The sequence below is a fragment of the Citreicella sp. C3M06 genome, assembly GCF_018860705.1.
In the GTDB taxonomy this organism is placed as follows: Bacteria; Pseudomonadota; Alphaproteobacteria; order Rhodobacterales; family Rhodobacteraceae; genus Salipiger.
This window is the reverse complement of sequence record NZ_JAHKQA010000017.1, coordinates 1-1,711: the sequence shown is the minus strand read 5'-3', so window position 1 is coordinate 1,711 and position 1,711 is coordinate 1. Positions and strand designations below refer to the sequence as shown.

General features: G+C 65.6%; 2 protein-coding genes and 1 pseudogene. All 3 read left to right on the top strand.

All coding sequences use genetic code 11. The annotated features are described in order from the left end of the window. Positions 1–194 (top strand): annotated as a pseudogene (locus KO516_RS04310) (hypothetical protein); the annotation flags it as partial. A 4-nt stretch (positions 195–198) separates the two neighbouring features. After that, positions 199–1,170, top strand: a complete 972-nt coding sequence (locus KO516_RS04305; protein ID WP_216002582.1) for a phage tail tube protein — start codon at positions 199–201, stop codon at positions 1,168–1,170. After that, positions 1,170–1,631 (top strand): hypothetical protein, encoded by a 462-nt coding sequence (locus tag KO516_RS04300; RefSeq protein WP_216002581.1) that lies wholly within the window; start codon positions 1,170–1,172, stop codon positions 1,629–1,631. The genes KO516_RS04305 and KO516_RS04300 overlap by 1 nt, the downstream gene beginning before the upstream one ends. The last annotated feature ends 80 nt before the right edge of the window (positions 1,632–1,711 follow it).

Here is a 1,711-nt window from a genome sequence, read left to right as displayed (position 1 = left end):
CGCTGGATGTTGCTCTGGTGTCGCTGTCGGCGCTTGTGCTGGCAGACCGTCAGCTTGGCGGTGCGGTCGACTGGATCGAGGTCGGCGCGCCGCAGCAGACAGAAGCAGTGCCCATGCAGGGCGCCGAGACCCTGGCGGGGGCGGTTCTGCCCGTGACCATTTTTTACGAAACCACCGACAACCCCATGGAGTGACCCGATGCCCAATGCACGCGGAGATCGCGCGAAACTGTTTTCGCGCCGCCAGACCACCTTCGGCACGGCGGAAAGCGCCAGCGCCGGTGCCTTCTACACGCTGCCATTCTACAGCTACAACGTGACGCCCTCAGGTGAGCTGTCGAACGATGAGGCAATCCGCGGGGATTCCTTCCCTGGTGATGCGGTTCACGGCCTGCGCAATCTGGCGGGGGCGCTGGTTGTCCCGATGGGGTTGGACAGCATCGGCTGGTGGCTGGCGCAGTTGCTGGGCCTGCCCACGACCACCGGGACCGGGCCCTATACCCATGCGTTTGTGGCGGCGGCAAACCCTGGCATCTTGTTGGCCACGCACGGCATCACCCACAACGATCTGTCGACGCATTTCACGCAGGACAGTTTGGCCGCGCAGTCGATCGAAATCACAGGCGCGAAGAATGGCCAGCGGCAGCGCGTGACGCTGAACATGGTGGGCCGCGAAGAGATCAAGGCTGGCACCACGCTCGACACATCGCCGGTAGCGTTCGCCGATGATCCGGTTCCTGTCGGGTTCCAAGGATTGCTCAGCATCGACGGCAGTGAGGCTGCCGGGGTGACGCAGGCCAACCTGACGCTCGCCACGGGGCGCGAGGCGGACCAAGAAGCGATGAACGGCCTTGCCACGGCGTCCGACATACAGCCTGGCATGTGGGACCTGTCGGGCAGCCTGACCGCCCGCTTCCGCGATACCGGGCTCTATGATGCTGCCTCGGCAGGAACGGCGATTGCGCTGTCTCTGGCGTGGCAGATCTCGGCCAACTACAGCCTTACCATTGCGCTGCCGTCCGTGACGCTTGAGCGCACCGGCATCCCGATCGAGGGCCGGGACGTGATCTCGTCCAGCTTCAATTGGCGTGCCAACCGGCCTGCCAGCGGGGATGAGCTGATCGAGGTGACCCTGATCAACGCCACGTCCGATTACGCGAACGCCAGCTGATGGCGTTGCGGCTTGTACGGGCGCTGTCGGGGCCGCGCCGGATCGAACTGGGCTACGGGGTCGCGGTGTCGTACCGTGCCTTCGGCTACGCCGACCTGCGCGAGGCGGAGGCTACGGCCCACCGCCTTGCGCGTGAGACCATGCCAGAGCGGCTGGCGTTTGCCGCCGCGTTGCACGACGACGAAGATCTAGGGCCGGAGCACGATGAGGGCCGGCGCGGTCAATTTGCGCGACACCTGGTCAAGTTGCTGTTGCTGCGGTTCGGCACCGGCTGGGAAGGGGTCGAGGTCGATGATGGCCGCGCCGCTCCGATGACCGAAGACACCCTTGATGCTTTCTTGTCGCTTTTTCCGGGGGTGGCTTCGGTGCTGCATGTGCGCCTGCTAGAACCTTGGGCTGAATTGGAAGCGGAGGGAAACGTCTCCGCGCGCTCGCCGCATACCGCTACGGCGGAGGCCTGAGTCACTGCGCAGACTGCCGGGCCACGCCCGGCTACGCCTGCGCGCGGTTCGGGGGCGAGGGCGCATGCCCTGAAGACACT

Bases quoted from the DNA above. Each gene is read 5' to 3' on its own strand.
- KO516_RS04305 (WP_216002582.1), top strand. From the start codon at position 199: ATGCCCAATGCACGCGGAGATCGCGCGAAACTGTTTTCGCGCCGCCAG.
- KO516_RS04300 (WP_216002581.1), top strand. From the start codon at position 1,170: ATGGCGTTGCGGCTTGTACGGGCGCTGTCGGGGCCGCGCCGGATCGAA.